An 18,417-nucleotide genomic window follows, 5' to 3' on the forward strand; every position below is an offset into this window, starting at 1 on the left:
CAAGACGTCAATCGAATGCGCGCGCAATCCCGGCAGCTTCGGCTTTCATGCGTCGGCGCGACCAGATCGCAAAGATGGGCAGGACAACGATAAAGAATGCGAAATAGCAGGTCGTCAGCGCCTGGCTCAACCAGATCACCACTCCCTCCGGCGGCTGACGGCCGAGCCAACCGAGGCCGATCCACCCTAGCGCGAACAGCAGGCAAGCCGTTTGGAACCAACTCCTCAGCGGAGGCAGTCTGTAGTGGGGCGATGTCAACCAGGGCAGCAGTATCGGCACAAGCATGACGGCGAGCATCGCAATCAGACCACCGAGTTTGTCGGGAATACAACGCAGGACTGCATAAGCGGGACTTACATACCATTGAGGCAAGATCGAAGGCAGACTTGGCTTGCCGCCACTAAATGCTCCCGCATCCCGCCACATCAGGCCGACACCCCACCCCAAAAAGAGGGTGACCGCTATGAAGATGATCCCTGGCCAGCGCAGACCCACCCTTTTTTCCCCGCGCCAATCAAGCCAATCAAAGAGCCAGTCGAGCGCCAGGAACAACCAGGCCAGAGGCAATACGACTACAGTCAGGAGATCACGGCCCGTTGGGGTTGTGACAAACTGTAGGGGACCGATCAACCATTGCGGCAGTTGTGTGCCATCACCTACCAGTATTGTCTCCAGCCAGCCCCAAGATAGGAAATATCCAGAAAAGACAATTATCTGCGTGAGAAAGAGGGCCGGGACTAGAACGATCCAGCTCCAAGTTCGTCGGCGGGAGAATCTGCCCTCATAGGTAGCGAACCCAATATGAACGAAATAGACGAAGAAGAGGACAGTCGCGAAGCCCTCCGGTGAAAACATCGCAAAAGGCGTGTAGGCAGCCACCGCCATGGCGAGGATGCACCGCACCCAGGCAATCAAATAAGCGGTCGGTGCTCTCGGATCAGGCATGGCGTGCGAGGCTCGTACGAAGCATAAGATGAGAGCAAGGCACGAATTTCGCGAGTCGCACCTTGCTTCTTACCCATTCCTTCTTAGGAAATTTCTCAATCGAAACCCTGCTCGTTTTCGCACAGCCCTTTAGCGCGAGAACTTCTTGTACTGGATGCGCCTGGGAATGGTCGAATCGATGCCCAGGCGCCGCTTCTTGTCTTCCTCGTAAGCTTCGAAATTGCCTTCGAACCATTCGACATGGCTGTCGCCCTCGAAGGCGAGGATGTGGGTGGCGAGGCGGTCGAGGAAGAAGCGATCATGCGAGATGATCACGGCGCAGCCCGCATAGTTCTCCAGCGCCTCTTCCAGAGCCCGCAAGGTTTCAACGTCGAGATCGTTGGTCGGCTCGTCGAGGAAGAGGACGTTGGAGCCTTCCTTCAGCATCTTGGCGAGCTGCACGCGGTTGCGCTCGCCGCCCGAGAGCACGCCGACCTTTTTCTGCTGGTCGCCGCCCTTGAAGTTGAAGGCAGAGGTGTAGCCGCGCGAATTCACTTCGCGCTTGCCGAGATAGAGGATCTCGTTGCCGCCGGAGATCTCTTCCCACACGGTCTTGTTGGGATCGAGCGCATCGCGCGACTGGTCGACATAGCCCGGCTGCACCGTGTCGCCGAAGGTGATGGTGCCGGCGTCCGGCTTCTCGAGGCCGAGCAGCATGCGGAACAGAGTGGTCTTGCCGGCGCCGTTCGGGCCGATCACGCCGACAATGCCGCCCGGCGGCAGCGAAAAGGAGAGATTGTCGATCAGAAGGCGATCGCCGAAGGCCTTGGAAATGCCTTCGACCTCGATGACCTTGCCGCCGAGGCGGGGTCCGGTCTGGATCATGATCTGGGCTGTGGTGGGCCCCTTCTCATTGGCCTTGGCGAGCAGGTCCTCATAGGCGTTGATGCGGGCCTTGGACTTGGCCTGGCGCGCCTTCGGGCTGGCGGCGATCCACTCCTGCTCGGCAGCGAGCTGCTTCTGGCGGCTCACTTCCTCGCTCTTTTCCTGGGCGAGGCGCTTCTGCTTCTGCACCAGCCAGGTGGAATAGTTGCCCTCATAGGGAATGCCGCGGCCACGATCGAGCTCGAGAATCCAGCCCGTGACGTTGTCGAGGAAATAGCGGTCATGGGTGACGATCAGGATCGCGCCGGGATAGGTGCGCAGATGGCCCTCCAGCCAGGCCACCGTCTCGGCGTCGAGATGGTTGGTCGGCTCGTCCAGCAGGAGGAGCTCAGGCTGCTCGAGCAGGAGGCGGCACAGCGCCACGCGGCGGCGCTCGCCGCCCGAGAGCGTGGTGACGTCGGCATCGTCGGGCGGGCAGCGCAGTGCGTCCATGGCCTGGTCGATCTGGCTGTCGAGGTCCCATAGATTCTTGGCGTCGATCTCGTCCTGCAGGCGGGTCATCTCGTCTGCCGTCTCGTCCGAATAGTTCATGGCGAGTTCGTTGTAGCGGTCGAGGATCGCCTTCTTGGCGGCGACGCCGTCCATCACGTTCTCGCGCACGGTCTTGTTCGGATCGAGCTGCGGCTCCTGCGGCAGATAGCCGACACGGGCGCCCTCGGCCACCCAGCCGTCGCCGGTGAAATCCTTGTCGATGCCGGCCATGATGCGCAACAGGGTCGACTTACCCGAGCCGTTCACGCCGAGCACGCCGATCTTGGCATCCGGGTAGAAGGACAGGTGAATGTTGTCGAGGACCTTCTTGCCGCCCGGATAGGTCTTGTTCAGACCCTGCATGTGGTAGACGAATTGATACGCGGCCATCGCTGCCTGCTTGGGTTTTCGTGGAAAGGGGATTGGGGCGGTGTGTAGCCGAGCTGATACGGCGGAGCAAGGGCGGAGCCCTGTTTTGCCTGCCGGCCTCGCCCGGAAATGACGCTATCGCCAGAAACGGAACAGATAATAGCCCAGCGCGACAAAGTCGGGATAGACGCCGAACAGGCCGGCGAGCCGGTACACCGCGTTCCAGATGGCACTGCTCACCGGGGTGGTGAACAGGAGGAACAGGAAGCCCATCATCGCCAGGGGCGCGATGGCGTTGGCCTGGGCCTGCATCTCGTAGGGCAGATAGGGCCGGATGATCGCAAAGCCGTCGAAGCCGGGAACCGGCAGCAGGTTGAGCACCACGGCCGAAGCCTGCAGCGCGGCGAGAAAGGCCATCCCCGCCCAGAGCTGGGGCGAGCCCGTCGTCTCCGGCAGGCCGAGCAGGAAGGGCAGGCCCAGCACGACCAGGCAGACGAGGTTTGCCATCGGTCCGGCCAGGGCCACGAAGGCATCCCAGTGCCGGTTCTTGAGGACGGACCGGTTGATGTAGACGGCCCCGCCCGGCAGGCCGATGCCGCCCAGGATGAGGAAGAGCAAGGGAAAGCCGAAGCTGGTCAACGGATCGGCATAGGCGAGCGGATTGAGGCTCAGATAGCCCTTCTCCACCACGGAGCGATCCCCGCCCCAATAGGCGGCAAGCGCATGGGCTCCCTCGTGCAGGCATAGCGAGATCAGCCAGCCCGAGACCACGAAGGCAAAGACGGCGACGGAGGAATCGAACCAGCCGGTGGTGAGGCTGACGGCCGTCACCAGGAAAACGGCGAGGAGAGGGAGGAAGTTGGCGCTCAGGCGCCAGGGCATCGCCGCAACTCTGGACAAGGGGGACTCGTTCTCGAAAAAGGTTGCCCTATTGTGGGAATTTGCGCTCCGTTTCGCAAGAGCAGGGCATGGCGCTTCGGCCCTGTTGGAGAACAACAGCTTTGCTCGAACCGTTGCGCCGCCCCTCAGATGCGCAGCCCCGCCCCGACGCGCCGGAGGATCCAGTAGAACAACGCCGTCGCCGCCGCGCCGATGAGAATCGCGAACCAGAATCCCCCTTCGGTCTCCAGAAAAGGCAGATCCTTGGTGTTCATGCCGAAAATGCCGGCCACCAGGCTGCCGGGCAGCAGCAGGGCCGTCAGGATCGAGAGGGCGCGCAGCGAGCGGTTGGTCTCTTCGGCCAGCCGGGCACCGACCTCATCCTGCAAGAGCTTGGCCCGCTCCTGCAAAGTGAGGATGTCGTGGTCGAGCGATTCCAGCCGGTCGGCCAGGCGTTCGGCCGCGATAGGCAGGGCCGGCTTGTCGGCCTCCTCCGAACGTTCCTCCCAATCACGCAACACATGGCAGAGCGAGGAAAGCTGGCGGTGAACCCGGACCGTCATGCGGCGGACCTCGATCAGCCTGACCCGCTCGGTGGCGGCCATGTCCTCCACGACGCGGTCCTCGGCGGTATCGAGCTCGTCGGTCATGCCGGCCACGCGGCGGGCGACGGAATCGCAGAAACGGTCGATGATCGTCTCGATCAGGCGCCCGGCGGCTGGCAGGTTGAGGCCCTTCTGGACGGCACGATGGATTTCCTCCACCGAGCGCAGCGGGTGCCGGCGCCCCGAAATCACCAGCCTCTCGTTGAGCGCGAAGCGCAAGCGGCCGAGATGGTCGCTCTCTCCACCGAGTTCGCTGTGGAAGTCGGCAATGACGCCGAAGATGACATGGTCGATCGTGTGCAGGCCAAGCGGCTCGTCCTTGGCGAGGAACAGGGCGCGCACCTCCTGGGGTAGATCCTCGAAGGACGACAGCCAATCCCGGGCGAGCCGATCGGTCAGGCTGAAATGCAGCCAGAGCCAGCCATCCTCCGCCGCCAGCGCCGCCGGCACGTCACGAGGATCGACCGGTTCGGGCTCGTAGCCCTCACGAAAGCGATAGGCCCAGATCAGGCCGGCTATGGCCGCCGGCACGAAATTGACGCCCGGCAGATGTTGCTGCTGAATACCGTCCATGGCGCCTCCGCCAAGCGGTCCCCGCCTTCCCGCCCAAGGTCGAACACCGCATAGCCTCAAGTGCAAGGCAACGCCCCGCCCCTGGGGCCGCCGCCTGTAAATGAGGGGGCTAGATCATGCATGTGACAATGGGATGACAGCTGCGCAGGCGCTGTCACGCAGGGCTGGCGACCTGCTCCAGCAAAGCGGACAGACCCGGCTCCTCGACTAGGAGAGCGGCGTCTTCGGGCGTGAACCAACGCACTTCGCGTTCGTTCATTTCGCGCCAGACCGGCAGATGGCCGGTGACGTCGAGACGGTAGACGAAGACGCGGACGAGATCGAAATGCAGGTCGCGGCGCTTCCAATAGAGATATTCGCCGACCGGCTCCTTGCCGATCTTGCCAAGCAGCCCGGCTTCTTCCTCGGCTTCGATGGCCGCGGCCCGGCAATCCTTGCGGTCCTTCATCGGCCATCCCTTGGGGATGGTCCAGCGCCGCGTTTCCCGCGTGGTCACCAGGCAAACCTCGACCTTGCCGCGCTGGAACCGCAGGGGCAGCGCGCCGACCTGACGAAGCTCCTTGGCTGCGACGGGCGACGTGACGGGATATTTGTCGACTCTGGCCATATAACGTCAGGGAACCCTAACACTGAACTCGGCAACACTGCTCATACCGCAAATCTATCAAATATTCCTTAGCATTCACGTGCCTTTTCACACCAACTTTGTTTTACCACTTTCGAACAAGCACATCCGTTGAAATAGACGACAAGCTTGCAGGCAGCTTTACGACACCGTACCCCCGATCGGACATCCCGGCACGACATGACACCGCTTAGGCCTCTATGTTGTTATTTTTTTGTCGTATGCAACCCTTTCTCTTGCAGCTGGCTCCTCGTGTTGCAACGCAATAAAACTATTGGGACGCGGAGGAATATCCGACCCACTCTCCCTGGAGACATGTGCGTCATCTCGGAGCAACTTTGCTGTTTTCATTGTGAATAACGCTCACGTTACCAGGTAGTACAGGGCCGAATGCGGCGGCATTGTGTTGAAAGTGCTCATCGCTTCGCTTATGGCGATGGGACTGGGCGGCTTTCGATTCGGGCGATGTGTGCGCAAACGCACGTCGTGCATGGTGATGGCCGGCTAGGGGTTCGCCGCCGGCGCATTCTCACCTGTGCCGCTGCACCATGAAGTTTTGGGCCATCCAAAACCGACCTTCCACGGTGAGGAAAGGAAGCCCCCAATGAGAAAAATCTTGCTCGCCGCCGCTTTCGGCTCTCTCGCTCTCTCCCTCGCAGCCTGCGGCGGTAGCAGCTCGAACTGCACGGTCGAAGCCCTGCAGAAGAAGGGCAAGGATCTGCAGGAGGCCATGACGGCTGCCCTTAGCAAGGACCCGTCCAAGGCAGCCGCCAACGTCCAGACTTGGCAGCAGAAGGCGCAGGAACTGCTCACCAAGGCCCAGGCCGCCGGCTCCAAGCCGACCGATGAGGTCTGCAAGGCCTATGACGAGCTGATCGAGACGGTGAAGAAGTAATTTTCGCCGGTTCGATCCGGTCTTGAGTGGCTCCGAGGTCTGCCTCGGAGCCTTTTTATTGGTCAGACGAAAATCGCTGGCCGCCTCCCTGCCCGCGCTGTAGCTTGACCGCGGGAGGTCGCCATGCTCACGGATTTCTTCGACTTGACGGGACGCATTGCGCTCGTCACCGGTTCCAGCCAGGGAATCGGATTGGCCATCGCGCGCGGATTGGCAAGCGCCGGTGCGACCGTCGTGCTCAACGGCCGCGACCAGGCCAAGCTCGATGCCGCCGCCCGCCAGCTCACCGAAGAGGGCTTGACCGTGGAGGCGGCTGCCTTCGACGTCACAGATCATGCCGGCGTGGAGACGGCGATCTCGGCCATCGAGGCCCGCCATGGCCGCCTCGACATCCTGGTCAACAATGCCGGCATCCAACGCCGGGGCCCCTTCGTCGACTTCCCGCTCGACGCCTTCCGCGACGTGCAATCCACCAATGTCGAAGGCGTCTTCCTGGTCGCGCAAGCCGCGGCGCGCGGGATGATCGCGCGACGTTCGGGCAAGATCATCAACATCTGTTCGGTGATGAGCGAACTTGGCCGTGCCAATATCGTGCCTTACGTCACCGCCAAGGGTGCCGTGCGCATGATGACCAAGGCCTTGTGTGCCGAGTTGGCCCGGCACAACATCCAGGTCAACGGCATCGGTCCGGGCTATATCGAGACCGAGCTCAACACGGCGCTGATGCAGGATGCCGCCTTCTCCGCCTGGGTCGAGGCCCGTACGCCGGCCGGACGCTGGGGCAAGGTCGAGGAACTGGCCGGAGCCGCCGTCTTCCTCGCCAGCAATGCCTCCAATTTCGTCAACGGCCACATCCTCTATGTCGATGGAGGCCTCACGGCCTGCGTCTGAGCAGCCGTCCGGCCTCGTCGACCCGACGACGCTCCGGCACTGGCTATTTTCCGGGCTGGGAAGAGACCGGCGCGGACTGCGACGCCGCGGCCTGCCAGGCTGCCAGCAAGGCCTTGAAGTTGGCCGCCGCTGCCGCTGCCTCGCGGCCGATCTCCGGCGTCATCGTCCGAAACTCCAGCCGCGCCCGCAGGCCTTCCTGAAGGCCAAGCGTGCCGACGCAATAGTGCTGGCCCGTAACAGGCAGGCCATCCACGTCACAGGAAACCAGGAAAGGCGCAGCGGATTTGGCATCGCGTTCGAGCCAGATTCCGCCCGGATAGATGTCATAGTCGCCATCCGGCTGGGCGGGAGGCGGTGTGCCCGCCTTGGTCAGCCGGTCCTTCCAGGCCTTGAAATTGTCGAGGTCCGGCGCCTTCGCCTGAAACAGGCTGTCGCCCTGGAAGGAAACGGGTTCATAGAGCGCGACGGTGACGAGCGAACGCGGCGCCCCCGCTTGCCGTTCCTCGCCGCTGCACAGGAAGAGCATGGCGCGATCCCCACCCTCCTTGCAGAACTCGGCCCGCCAGCCCGCAGCCGCCCCGAAGGGCTTGTCCATCGCTTCGAGCGTGAGCACCAGTGCCTTGGCCGTCACCTCCGGCTGCGAACAGGCTTTCTCCAACCCAGCCTTGGTTGAAAAATTGATTTCCTCATCGGCTTTTTCGCCCGTCACCAGGGTCAAGGCCGGCGGGCCGGGAACGCGTAGGGCTGTCTTGCCGAGCGTCACCCCGATTCCCTTGCGCAGGCAGGCGGCGTAGGGGGTGGGTTGCGCCGGGGGGACGGCCGCGGGAGCCTGGCCCGCCGGGCTTGCCACAGCTATCGGCCGCGGATCGGCCGCCTCCCTACCTGCCATCGCAGCCTCTGCTGCGGCCGATTGCCGGGCTGGGCTATGCAGCACAAACCCGCCTATCGACAACACCAGCCCGATCGTTCCAAGAGCCGCCAGGCCGATACGTTCGCGCGCTTCCATCGTCTCTCCTGAACCGGACGTTGCCCTGTCGGGCTCGTTCCTTACACCCGCGCAATAAGGCAAAAGCAGGGGAAAGGCCACCAAGGCGGCGGGGGCAGCCCCCAATCGGCGGTCGGAAATGGAAACATAGCGCGGGAATATCGCCGATGGACGTTGCCAATGGCACGGCAGCTGCTCACATTCACCGGATGCGGCCTGGCCCGGGCCGCATCCATCGGAGCATCCTTCACCGCCCATGACGCTCAAGCGCCTCGTCCTCCTGCCGCTGCAGGTCCTCCTCGCGATCCTGGTGATCATCGACGAACTGGCCCGCCCCATCTACGGGCCGCTGATCCGCCGTTTCGCCGCGCTGCGCCTCGTCGAAATCGGCGAACGCGCCGTTGCCGCCCTGCCGCGCTTCGTCATCCTCATCCTGCTGGCCGTGCCCCTCGCCGTGGCCGAGCCCTTGAAGATCTACGGCCTGCTGCTGCTGGGCAAAGGCCTGCTGGTCCGGGGTCTCCTCATCCTGGCCGTCGCCTATCTCGCCAGTTTCCTGTTGATCGAGCGCATCTACGCCGCCGGCAAGCCCAAGCTGATGACCATAGGCTGGTTTGCCTGGCTCATGGGGCTGATCGACTGGGTTCGCCGGACGCTGCTCGACTGGCTGAAACGAACCCCCGTGTGGGTGGCGGTAACCGCCGCCCGCAATTTTGCGGCCCGGGTCGTCGCCGTGTTCCGGGCTGCCATCTCGCAAAGGCGCGGATCTTCTTCCGGGCAATCGGGTGAAAGGGATTCGCGCTAACTCGGCAGGTTCGATCTTCGCCAAGACTACCCCGACGGTGCCGCGGACCTTCCCTGCGATAAAGAGTAGCCGGCCGCCCCCCACATTCCCGGCAGCACAGCCTCTGACCGGCACCGCCGGGTGCACCACTCAGAGAAGACAGGATTATTTGCCCGCTTTGGAATAACTCTAAAAATAGATCGCAAATTGCACAGTTTAGAATTACTACGAACTAGAATTTAGAATTACTCTTATCTTTGATCCGTAACGGTTTTCTGCGTTACAGCCCCTTGTTCATCAGAATTGAACACGTGTAATAGCTTGCCGAATGTTAATCTTGCATCGGCTGTGGGGGCACGCAGGAACGACACAATGCTCGTACCATTTCTCATCATGCTCAGGGAGGGCATCGAGGCCGCGCTGATCGTCGGCATTGTTGCGAGCTATCTGCGTGTCACCGGCCGAAGCGCCTGGATGCCGGCTGTGTGGTGCGGCATCATCCTGGCCGTCGGCCTCTCACTTTCCGTCTTCATCGCGCTGCATGTCGCCAGCGCCGAATTTCCCCAGCGCACCCAGGAACTCTTCGAGGCCATTGTCGGCCTGATCGCGGTCTGCCTGCTGACCGCCATGGTGTTCTGGATGGTCCGGGCCTCACGCAGCATCAAAACCGAGCTGCAGCATTCCGTCGATGCCGCCCTGGCCTCGGCCGATCATCAGGGCCTCGCACTCGTCGGCATGGTTTTCCTCGCGGTCGCGCGCGAAGGATTGGAGTCCGCCTTCTTCCTGCTGGCGACCTTCGAACAGAATGTCGGCTATGGCGCGCCGGTCGGGGCCGCACTCGGCCTCGTCTGCGCAGCCATCTTCGGCGTCGCGCTCTATTATGGCGGCGCCCGCCTCAATCTGCGCCTGTTCTTCCGCTGGACCAGCATCCTGATCATCTTCGTGGCGGCCGGTCTGGTGGCGACGGCGGTCCGCTCACTGCACGAGGCCGGCCTGTGGAACCATCTGCAGGGCGTCGCTTTCGACATCTCAGGCATCCTGCCCGGCGACAGCGCGCTCGGCACCGTGCTCGGCGGCCTATTCGGCTATCACGATACGCCGACGCATGGCGAGGTGATCGCCTATCTCCTCTATCTCATCCCGGCGCTGTTGCTCTTCCTGATGGCGCCGACCGCCCCCTCCCCGTCCCAATCGAAGGCCGCACGATCGTGACTGCCCCGCGCATCAATTACCCGGCTGTCGGGGCCGGCATGCTCGCCCTTATCGTGGCGGCGGGCGTCGGCACCTATTTCCTGGTCGCCAAGCCACCCGGCACCGACGGGCCCAGGAGCGGCGATCCCGTCGCCATCGCCGTCACGGCGACGGCCTGCGAACCCAACGAGCTGACGGTACCCGAAGGGCGCACCACCTTCGCCATCACCAACAAGAGCAACCGGGCGATGGAATGGGAGATCCTGCAAGGCGTGATGGTGGTGGAGGAGCGCGAAAACATCGCGCCCGGCTTCACGCAGAAGCTGACCGCCAAGCTCGAGCCGGGTGACTACGAGATCGCCTGCGGCCTGCTGACCAATCCCAGGGGCAAGCTCAAGGTAACCGCGCTCGCCAATGCTCCCAAGGAGGTCAAGCCGAGCCTGACGCAGTTGATCGGGCCGCTCGCCGAGTACAAGGTCTATGTCACCCTGGAGGTCGACGATCTGGTCGAGGCGACCAAGGCATTCACCGACGCGATCAAGGCCGGCGACCTCGCCAAGGCCCGCGAGCTCTATGCGCCGACCCGCCAGTCCTATGAGCGCATCGAGCCGGTAGCCGAACTGTTTTCCGATCTCGACAAGTCGATCGACGCCCGCGCCGACCTGTTCGAGAAGCGGGAGGCCGATCCGGCTTTCACCGGCTTCCATCGCCTGGAATACGGCCTGTTCAAGCAGGGCAGCACCGAAGGGCTCGCGCCTTTCGCCGACAAGTTGCAGGCGGATGTCGCCGAGCTGCAGAACCGGGTTTCGACCCTGGCGATACCGCCTTCCAAGATGGTGGGCGGCGCAGCCGTGCTGATCGAGGAAGTGGCCTCCAACAAGATCTCCGGCGAGGAAGACCGCTACAGCCGCACGGATCTGTGGGATTTCCAGGCCAATATCGACGGAGCCCGCAAGATCGTCGAACTGCTGGCCCCCCTGACCACCAAGGCCGATGCGGCGCGCCAGAAAAGCATCGACGACAATTTCGCCGCCGTGAATGCCATCCTTGGCAAATATCGCACGCCCGATGGCGGCTTCAAATCCTATGACGCCTTGAGCCAGGACGATCGTGTGGCCCTGCAAAAGCCGGTGACGACGCTGGCGGAAAGCCTGTCGACGTTGCGCGGCACGCTAGGCCTCGACTGAAGGGGATAGACCAATGACCGACAAGCCCCCCTACCCGCCCCAGACCGACACGGACGCCCCGCGCTCTCCCGGCCGGCGCTCCATGCTGCTGGGCCTCGGCGCCGCCGGCGGCGGCGCGTTGCTGGCCACCCTGCCGGGCAAGCAGGCGGCCGCCGCGGAAGCCGGTTCCACCGGCCATCTGAGCGACCGCGTGGCTTATCTGGGAGCCCATCAGGCCGGCGTCACCACCGATCGCCCGCCAATGGGACTGGTGGTTGCCTTCAACATCCTGGCGACCACGCGCGCGGATCTCGAACGCCTGTTCCGCGTCCTCACCGATCGTATCGCTTTCCTGACCCAGGGCGGCACGCCGCCGGTAATCGATTCCAAGTTCCCGCCGCCCGATTCCGGGCTGATGGGCCCGGTGGTCTCTCCCGACAATCTGACCATCACCGTGGGCGTGGGCGCTTCGCTGTTCGACCAGCGCTTCGGCCTCGCCGACAAGAAGCCGCGGCAACTGATCAAGATGCCGCAATTTCCCAACGACGCGCTGTCGGCCGAACTCTGCCACGGCGATCTGATGATCCAGATCTGCTCCAACACAACCGACAGCAATCTTCATGCCCTGCGCGACATCGTGAAGAATACGCCGGATCTGCTGATGGTGCGCTGGAAGCAGGAAGGCTTCGTGCCGCCACCCCGTGCTGCCGGCGAAAACCAGTCGGCGCCGCGCAACCTGCTCGGCTTCAAGGACGGCACGGCCAATCCCGACCACAAGGACGAGGCCGAGATGAACCGCCTGGTCTGGGTGCAGCATGGCGGCGCCGAACCTGCCTGGGCGACGGGCGGCAGCTACGGCGTGGTGCGCATCATCCGCAATTTCGTCGAGCGCTGGGACCGCACCCCGCTCGGCGAGCAGGAAGCCATCATGGGCCGGCATAAGCCGAACGGCGCTCCGCTCGGCATGAAAGCCGAAGCCGACATCCCCAGCTACCACGACGACCCAGAAGGCAAGCGCACGCCGCTGGACGCCCATATCCGCCTGGCCAATCCGCGCACGCCGGACTCGCGCAAGAACCTGATCCTGCGCCGCCCCTTCAACTATTCCAACGGCATCACCAAGTCGGGCCAGCTCGACATGGGCCTGCTCTTCATCTGCTTCCAATCCGATCTGGAAGCCGGCTTCGCCACGGTCCAGCAGCGCCTGAACGGCGAGCCGCTGGAGGAATACATCAAGCCGGTCGGCGGCGGCTATTTCTTCATTCTGCCCGGCATCCCCGACAAGACCGCCTTTCTCGGCCAGTCCCTCTTGGCGGAGACAGCCTGAACCGATCCTTCAACCTTGAACTGAAGAGAGAGAAAAACATGACATATCTCAAATGGCGCATGCTGCTGGGCGCCGCGATTGTCGGCCTGGCCACGACCGCCAGCGCCAACGCGCCGGCCGTCTCCCCGCTGGACCTGGTCCAGCCGGTGGCCGACTACAAGGTCTTCATCTCCAAGGGCGCCAAGAAGCTGGTGGAGGATACCGCCAAGTTCACGGCCGCGGTCAAGGCCGGCGATCTGAAGAAGGCCCAGGCCCTCTACGCGCCCACCCGCGTCCATTACGAGTTGATCGAGCCGGTGGCCGAACTGTTCTCCGACCTCGACGGCAGCATCGATTCACGCGCCGACGATCATGAGAAGAAGGAAGCGGATGACGCTTTCACCGGCTTCCACCGCCTCGAATATGGCCTGTTCGAAAAGAAGAGCACCGAGGGGCTCGCCTCCTTCGCAGACAAGCTGAATGCCGATGTCGTGGACCTGCAGAAGCGCATTGCCGGCCTCACCATTCCGCCGGAGAAGATGGTGGGCGGCGCCGCCGCGCTGATCGAGGAAGTCGGCGCCACCAAGATCACCGGTGAGGAAGATCGCTACAGCCACACCGATCTGTGGGACTTCAAGGCCAATATCGATGGCGCCCGCAAGATCGTCGAGCTGCTTCATCCGCTGACGGTGAAGGCCGACAAGGATCTGTCGCAGAAGATCCACGCGAATTTCGAGACGGTCGAGAAAATCCTGGCCAAGTACAAGACCAAGGATGGCTATGAGACCTATGACAAGCTGACGCCCGAGGACCGCACGGCCCTGCAAGGCCCGATCACCACGCTCGCGGAAGATCTCTCCAAGCTGCGCGGCACGCTCGGCCTGAACTGAGATTCGAGGCAAAATGATTCATCGGGCAGCGGGTCTTCGGGCCCGCCGCCTGTGCCACCGCCGCCTGGGTTCCTCGAGCGTATCTGCCCTACTTGTCGAGCAGTTCGATCGAGCGGGTCAGGGTGACCTTGCGGCCGCCGACATTATCCTTGAGCAGAACATCGATGCGATAAGGCCCCGGCTTGTCGTCCGGCTCGAAATGAATAGACAGGGTCGAGCGGCTGTCGACCAGGTTGAAACGGCCTGCAACCTTCTCCTTGAGCGCCGTCACTCCCTCCTGCGTCGAACGCGGATCGATCGTACCGTCGGGACCGGTCACCTTGATGTCATAGCTGACATCGGCGGAAAGATCCTTCTGCAGCCCCATGCCCGAAAACAGCACGCTCACGCCGATCGTGTCGCCCCGGCGCGCCTGCGGCATCGCTCCGGTCAGCGCCGTCGCCTCCGAGGCCCCGCCGTCCGCCGCGGGCTTGTCCGGCAATTTCAGCATGGCGATGCTGCCCGAAAAATCGCCGTCACGGTCAGGACCAGGCTTGAAGGCAACGCTTCTGCTGGCCAACAAAGCGTCGAGCACCTGCTTGTAGGGTCCCGAGGCCTCGCCAGCTCTCTGAAGGAGATAGCGTTCAAGCACCTCATGCTGGCGCAGATTATTGGCGAGGCCTTGCGCCGCATTGATGCGGATCGACTTGTCGAGTTGATTGTTGCCGGTCAACGGCCTGCGCGGATCGAGCGCATCGACCAAGGTTGCGAGGAACCCCGGATTGCCGGTCGCGAAGAAGGCGCCCCATTTGAGATCCATCTCCACCGGCCGGCTCGGCGCGAGCGTGTAGAGATTGCCGGGCTTGTCCCTGAGAAAACCGGGCTCCTCATGGAAAAGCGAAGCGATCAGGTCGGTATTGCCCGATTGCCACAGCGCGAAGGTGAGAACCGACTTGCTGTCGGGCGGATAGGCGCCGCCGGCCCCGATCCAGCCTTCCACGCGCGCGCGGTTCTGCAGGAACAGCATGGAGAAAAAACCCGCCAGCGTCGCGCGGGACAGACCGGTGCGAGCGATCGTTTCCGAATTCTTCAGGGCAGCGAATATCTCGGGCACCGCCGCAGGATCGTTGCGCACATAGAAGAAGACGATGGCCTCGGCGAGCCTGACATCGGCCGCGCTCGGCAGGGCCTTGGCTTGTGCGGGCGGCGAGGGCTGGGGCGGCAAGGCCGGCGGCGGCGGTGAAGGCGAAGAATTCTGCGCCGCAGCAGGAGCAAGGCAAAGGCTCGTCACAATGGAGGCCAGCAGCAAAGTGCGTATCAACGGAATTGCCATCCCAGCGGCGCCGCGGGATTGGGCGCCCAGTCCAGACCAGCTTACGGCACAAGGCGGCAAAATTGCGCTCGCCCCGCGGCAAAATGCCTTTGCAATGGGGCCCCTCAGCCGGCCGCCGAGCGCAATGCCGGATAGAGCGCGCGCCAACGGGCCAGCGCCTCGACATAGGCCGGTGCCAGAGCCGGATCGGGCTCGATCGTCTCGATACGGTGCGGCGGCGTGCAGACCGCCAGCGGGTCCTCGCCGGTGACGGCCAGGCGCGCCAGCCGCGCCGCCCCGAAAGCTCCGCCGGTTTCGCCATCCGCCAGGCGGTAGACCGGAAAGTTCAGGACATTGGCGAGGATCTCGAGCCAGAAGCGCGAGCGCGAGCCTCCGCCGATCACGTCGGCACCGGCAATTTCGGTACCCGCCGCCGCCAGGGCATCGCGACAGTCGGCAAAGGCGAAGGCGACGCCCTCCAGCACGGCCTGCACCATGGCCTCGCGTCCATTCTCATGGGCGAGGCCGGTGAAGGCGCCGCGGATGACGGCATCGTCATGCGGCGTGCGCTCACCGGACAGGTAGGGCAGGAACTGCACCGGCGAAGGCGCCGCCGGCTTGTCGCCGAGCGGAGCCAGCAAGGCGCTCTCCTTGGTCTGCAGCACACCGGCGATCCAGGCGAGACTGGAGGCCGCCGAGAGAATCACGCCCATCTGGTGCCAGGTCTTGGGCACGGCGTGGCAGAAGGCATGCACCGCACGGGCGGGATTGGGCAGGAAACGATCGGTCGTCGCCCACAAAACGCCCGAGGTGCCGAGCGAGAGAAAAGCCGAACCGGGCCGGATCGCGCCCAGGCCCACCGCGCCGGCGGCGTTGTCCCCGGCGCCGCCGGCAAACAAGGGAGCCTTGGCCATGCCCCAGCGCGCCACCAGGTCGCCTCGCAGGCGGCCGGCGGGATCGGAGCCCTCGACCAGGCGCGGCATGGCCTCGCGCGACAGGCCGGTAGCGGCAAGCGCCGCATCCGACCAGTCCCGCCGGCCGACATCGAGCCAGAGCGAGCCCGCCGCATCCGACATTTCCTCGATCGCTTCGCCGGTCAGGGCCAGGCGCACATAGGCCTTGGGCAGCACGACAAGACGTGTCGCGGCGAAGATCGCCGGCTCGTGGCGGGCCACCCACAGCAATTTGGGAGCCGTGAAACCCGGCATAGCCTTGTTGCCGGTCACCCGACGCAAATCGGGCCATTTGGCTTCGAGCTCCGCACATTCGGCATGCGAACGGCCGTCATTCCACAAGATCGCAGGCCGGAGCGGCTGATGATCGGCCCCGAGCAGCACGGCGCCATGCATCTGGCCGGACAAGCCGATGCCATCGACCGCAGCGATCTCCTTGGGATGCGTTGCCTTCAGGGCATCCACGGCCGATATGACCGCCTCCACCCAGGCCTGCGGGGCCTGTTCCGAGAAGCCGGGATGAGGCCGCTGTACCGTCAGCGCGACGTCATGGCTGGCGAGGACGCGCTGCTCGCCATCCGCGAGCAGCGCCTTGACCGAAGACGTGCCGATATCAAGCCCTAGAAACACGCATTCCTCCGAAGAATTATTCGAATCGATCATGCGCCAGGCTGGAAAGCCGGGGCAAGCCCCATCCTGCGGAAACTGCGCGCGGATACGGGCGCGGGGCGTCGAACCGCGAGTTTCACGGCCGTGTCACTGCGTCTGACCTATGCAAGGGGCTCGTGGACCCCGACTTCCATCAGGGGCTGTAGACGGCGACGCCATTCGCCGTCCTGGCCAGGGCACCTACGCTCTACAGCCCCTGATGCTTTTTTTGTCGCACGGTGGGGTGAACACGATGCCGATATCCTCCTCTGACAACATCGGCGCTTGCCTCTGATTCAATGGCCCGTCCTCGCACTCGACATGGGACTGGCTGAGGCGTGCGGCCTTGGACACAACCTGCCGGCCGCGCATCGGCGGACGGAAAGACGGCTCGCGCATGAACCGTGCAGCGAGCCGATGGGAATTGCACCAAGCGCACGGGTCCGCTCCCAATTCGTACGACAGGGCGAACGATTTTCTGACGGACACAAGCCGGAATAATGATTTTATGAAATATTCGTGAATAATAATTGAATACACCTACAAATCATAAAATAATTCAAAAGATTTACTAGTGCAATGTGGACGTAATGTTCGCCTGCATAATGGCCCATGTCTTTCAGGTGCTCGAATCGAGACAGGTGAGATGAGGCGAACCGCCATTGGTCGTTTCCTCCTCTGACGCCGAGCGCTGCAACGCCTGGCTGCGGTACGTCCCCGTGATTCTTACCGATGCCGGTGCGTCGCAGGGCGTTGTGATCTCGGCAAACCGTCACCACCGGCGAAAGACAGCCCGAAAGGGGCCGCTCCCTCAGCGGAGACACGGCTCCGGACCTGACAATCCGCGCGCCGGCTCGCCGTGGCAATTGCCGCGCAGCAGTCGGCGCGTGCAGTGGAGTAGACACGTGCGTACGCAATTGCCCATCCCCCTCGCAGCAGGCCTGTTGGCCCTCGCCGTGACCGGCTGCGGCCCTGCCTGGGCCGAGGACTATTACGACACTTCCCCCAGCTACGCGCCGCCCCCGTCCTTCAGCGGCTCCTATGTCGGCGTGCATGCCGGCGCAGCGTCGGCCAAATCGGCCAACCCCTTCGCCAAGGGCAACAGCCTCCAATTGGGCCTCCAGACGGGTTACGACATGCGCCTTGGCCCGGCGGTCATCGGCGCCGAAGTCGAGGGGTCCAATCTCGGTGGCGCCGAGCGGCAGGCGCGAGGCGGCAAGATCAGGGAAAAATGGCGGGCCGCGCTGAAGGGCCGGGCCGGCATCGCCCTCGATCGCACCTTGCTCTACGGCACGGCCGGCTTCGCCTTCACCAAATTCGAGGGCACCGGCGGCGCCCGCGTCAGGGACGGCTGGAAGACCGGCTATCTGATGGGCGCCGGCGTCGAACAGGCCTTGTCCGACAGGGTCTCCTTCAAGCTCGAATACAATTATGTCCGTACCCCCGGCCTGAAGACGCGTTCATCCTTCGGCCATGCCAAGGAAGACATCGGCAGCCACGCTTTGAAAGCGGGCCTCAACTACCGATTCTAGGGATCGCTGTTGGGGTCCCCGACCGGATCCGGCGCCAGGCCGGATCCGGTCGGCCCCTCGTAATGTCGGCGCAATCTTCAGCTTCTAGAGCTAAATACAGTCTGGAATCATCAATGTCTTTTCATCGCGCTTTCGCAGTCGCGCTCGCCGCAGGCCTTCTCCTATTGGCGGGTTGCGCTTCCGCCGTCATGAAGAACTATGTCGGTGGCCCGGTTGAAACGGTGATGCTGGACTATGGGCCGCCGACCAGCATACTCGATCTCGGCGCTGGCCAGCGCGCCTACCAGTGGCGCAAGGTTTCCACCAATGTGGTGCCCGGCAGCGCCAGGAGCGAAGTCCGCCGGACCCGGCGAGGCACCGACGTCGAAACCACGGAAACGCCCGGCTATGTCGAGCGACAGGAATGCTTCTATACCTTCTACGCCCGCGCCGCAGGCGAGCGCTGGCTCATCACGAATTTCCGCAAGCCAAGCCTGGAATGCGAGTGATCCGGGCT

Annotated in this window: 17 protein-coding genes; 9 read left to right on the forward strand and 8 right to left on the reverse strand. The window is 63.6% G+C overall.

Going from position 1 to position 18,417, the window contains the following annotated elements:
- Positions 1-7: 7 nt before the first annotated feature.
- The 5 genes from C5L14_RS11095 to C5L14_RS11115 all read right to left on the reverse strand — a co-directional run bounded on the left by C5L14_RS11095 (position 8) and on the right by C5L14_RS11115 (position 5,374).
- Positions 8-946 (reverse strand): cytochrome b, encoded by a 939-nt coding sequence (locus tag C5L14_RS11095; protein ID WP_105862119.1) that lies wholly within the window; start codon positions 944-946, stop codon positions 8-10.
- Positions 947-1,075: 129 nt separating this feature from the next.
- Positions 1,076-2,731, reverse strand: coding sequence for an energy-dependent translational throttle protein EttA (ettA, locus tag C5L14_RS11100; protein WP_105862120.1), 1,656 nt, complete (start codon positions 2,729-2,731; stop codon positions 1,076-1,078).
- 114 nt (positions 2,732-2,845) lie between these two features.
- Entirely contained in the window at positions 2,846-3,610 is a 765-nt protein-coding gene (locus tag C5L14_RS11105) for a site-2 protease family protein (protein ID WP_146126884.1), read from the reverse strand.
- Between the two features lie 125 nt (positions 3,611-3,735).
- A complete protein-coding gene (locus C5L14_RS11110; RefSeq protein WP_105862122.1) occupies positions 3,736-4,767 on the reverse strand; it encodes a transporter in 1,032 nt (343 codons plus the stop codon).
- A 154-nt stretch (positions 4,768-4,921) separates the two neighbouring features.
- Positions 4,922-5,374, reverse strand: a complete 453-nt coding sequence (locus tag C5L14_RS11115; protein ID WP_105862123.1) for an NUDIX hydrolase — start codon at positions 5,372-5,374, stop codon at positions 4,922-4,924.
- A gap of 622 nt (positions 5,375-5,996) precedes the next feature.
- Here C5L14_RS11115 and C5L14_RS11120 point away from each other — a divergent pair.
- Together C5L14_RS11120 and C5L14_RS11125 are read left to right on the forward strand one after the other, a co-directional pair.
- Complete coding sequence (locus C5L14_RS11120) at positions 5,997-6,287, forward strand: hypothetical protein (RefSeq protein WP_105862124.1); 291 nt, start codon at positions 5,997-5,999, stop codon at positions 6,285-6,287.
- 123 nt (positions 6,288-6,410) lie between these two features.
- Positions 6,411-7,178, forward strand: coding sequence for a glucose 1-dehydrogenase (locus C5L14_RS11125; RefSeq protein WP_105862125.1), 768 nt, complete (start codon positions 6,411-6,413; stop codon positions 7,176-7,178).
- A 43-nt stretch (positions 7,179-7,221) separates the two neighbouring features.
- Here the strand turns inward: C5L14_RS11125 and C5L14_RS11130 are convergent, their stop codons facing one another.
- Positions 7,222-8,184: a hypothetical protein gene (locus C5L14_RS11130; protein WP_105862126.1), complete on the reverse strand. Its 963-nt coding sequence runs from the start codon at positions 8,182-8,184 to the stop codon at positions 7,222-7,224.
- 235 nt (positions 8,185-8,419) lie between these two features.
- On the opposite strand from C5L14_RS11130, the gene C5L14_RS11135 reads away from it, so the two are divergent.
- The 5 genes from C5L14_RS11135 to efeO (C5L14_RS11155) all read left to right on the forward strand — a co-directional run bounded on the left by C5L14_RS11135 (position 8,420) and on the right by efeO (C5L14_RS11155) (position 13,497).
- Entirely contained in the window at positions 8,420-8,965 is a 546-nt protein-coding gene (locus C5L14_RS11135; RefSeq protein ID WP_105862127.1) for a hypothetical protein, read from the forward strand.
- A 351-nt stretch (positions 8,966-9,316) separates the two neighbouring features.
- The gene (efeU, locus tag C5L14_RS11140; RefSeq protein ID WP_105862128.1) at positions 9,317-10,156 is read left to right on the forward strand and encodes an iron uptake transporter permease EfeU; all 840 of its coding nucleotides are present in this window, start codon (positions 9,317-9,319) and stop codon (positions 10,154-10,156) included.
- Positions 10,153-11,322, forward strand: coding sequence for an iron uptake system protein EfeO (gene efeO / locus C5L14_RS11145; protein ID WP_281062570.1), 1,170 nt, complete (start codon positions 10,153-10,155; stop codon positions 11,320-11,322). Before efeU ends, efeO (C5L14_RS11145) begins: the two co-directional genes overlap by 4 nt.
- 13 nt (positions 11,323-11,335) lie before the next feature.
- Positions 11,336-12,628, forward strand: a complete 1,293-nt coding sequence (efeB, locus tag C5L14_RS11150) for an iron uptake transporter deferrochelatase/peroxidase subunit (RefSeq protein WP_105862129.1) — start codon at positions 11,336-11,338, stop codon at positions 12,626-12,628.
- A gap of 38 nt (positions 12,629-12,666) precedes the next feature.
- Complete coding sequence (efeO, locus tag C5L14_RS11155) at positions 12,667-13,497, forward strand: iron uptake system protein EfeO (protein ID WP_105862130.1); 831 nt, start codon at positions 12,667-12,669, stop codon at positions 13,495-13,497.
- Between the two features lie 88 nt (positions 13,498-13,585).
- On the opposite strand, the gene C5L14_RS11160 is transcribed toward efeO (C5L14_RS11155), so the two are convergent.
- Both C5L14_RS11160 and xylB read right to left on the reverse strand, forming a co-directional pair.
- Positions 13,586-14,797 (reverse strand): hypothetical protein, encoded by a 1,212-nt coding sequence (locus C5L14_RS11160; RefSeq protein ID WP_146126885.1) that lies wholly within the window; start codon positions 14,795-14,797, stop codon positions 13,586-13,588.
- A gap of 116 nt (positions 14,798-14,913) precedes the next feature.
- The gene (gene xylB / locus C5L14_RS11165; RefSeq protein WP_105862570.1) at positions 14,914-16,371 is read right to left on the reverse strand and encodes a xylulokinase; all 1,458 of its coding nucleotides are present in this window, start codon (positions 16,369-16,371) and stop codon (positions 14,914-14,916) included.
- Between the two features lie 923 nt (positions 16,372-17,294).
- Here xylB and C5L14_RS11170 point away from each other — a divergent pair.
- Together C5L14_RS11170 and C5L14_RS11175 are read left to right on the forward strand one after the other, a co-directional pair.
- Positions 17,295-17,921 carry an outer membrane protein gene (locus C5L14_RS11170; protein ID WP_105862132.1) on the forward strand — a complete coding sequence of 209 codons (627 nt, stop codon included), beginning with the start codon at positions 17,295-17,297 and terminating at the stop codon, positions 17,919-17,921.
- A 113-nt stretch (positions 17,922-18,034) separates the two neighbouring features.
- Positions 18,035-18,409, forward strand: a complete 375-nt coding sequence (locus C5L14_RS11175) for a hypothetical protein (protein ID WP_105862133.1) — start codon at positions 18,035-18,037, stop codon at positions 18,407-18,409.
- Positions 18,410-18,417: the final 8 nt, after the last annotated feature.

Origin of the sequence: Labrys okinawensis (genome assembly GCF_002982075.1) — a bacterium.
GTDB lineage: Bacteria > Pseudomonadota > Alphaproteobacteria > Rhizobiales > Labraceae > Labrys > Labrys okinawensis_A.